The organism is Methylorubrum zatmanii (genome assembly GCF_014845115.1).
In the GTDB taxonomy this organism is placed as follows: Bacteria; Pseudomonadota; Alphaproteobacteria; order Rhizobiales; family Beijerinckiaceae; genus Methylobacterium; species Methylobacterium zatmanii.
On record NZ_NKUI01000117.1, the window covers coordinates 1 to 641 of the forward strand.

The 641-nt window shown below is 66.0% G+C and carries 1 tRNA gene; it reads right to left on the minus strand.

Annotation, left to right across the window (positions count from 1 at the left end):
* Positions 1-245: 245 nt before the first annotated feature.
* Positions 246-335 (minus strand) — tRNA-Ser (locus MZTS_RS15155).
* Positions 336-641 lie beyond the last annotated feature (306 nt).

Consider the following 641-nt stretch of genomic DNA (forward strand, 5'->3'; position numbering starts at 1 on the left):
TTCGCCCGTATTGGCGTCTCGGAGATTGGTATAAGAGACAGGAACGCGGCCGGCACGCGCCGCGCGTAGTGCCACACGCCCTGTCGAGCGGTCAGGAAGTCGGGGGACGGGTCTCGACGGGAATCACCCACGCAATCCGCCTGTGTTGGACGAAACGTTGGACGATTTCGTGCCCTGACGGGGCATGTTTTGTCAAGAATCGACCACTAAGTCATTGTGTTTATTGGTATATAGGAATTTTCAAGTGGCGGAGGGAGCGGGATTCGAACCCGCGATACCGTTTCCGGTATACACACTTTCCAGGCGTGCGCCTTCAACCACTCGGCCACCCCTCCGGAGCCTGCTGGGGATCGACGCGGGCGCTTCAAGCGCCGGGCGTGGGTCACGTGCAGCAGGTGGCGGGTCTGTAGCCGGGGCGTTGGCGTCTGGCAAGGCAGAGAATGCGACAGACGCCACCTTTGTGCCGCCCGGCTCGGGCCGGGCGGCCTGTTTGTCAGGCGATGCGGCGCGACCGCTCGGTCGGAGCCGCCTGCGCGGCCGGCGCATTGACCGGGGGGGACGGCACCGTGGACGGCGTTCCCGCCCCCGTCTGCAGGAAGCCGGGGGTCGACGGGGCCGGGCTGTCCGTCGTGATGGGGGGG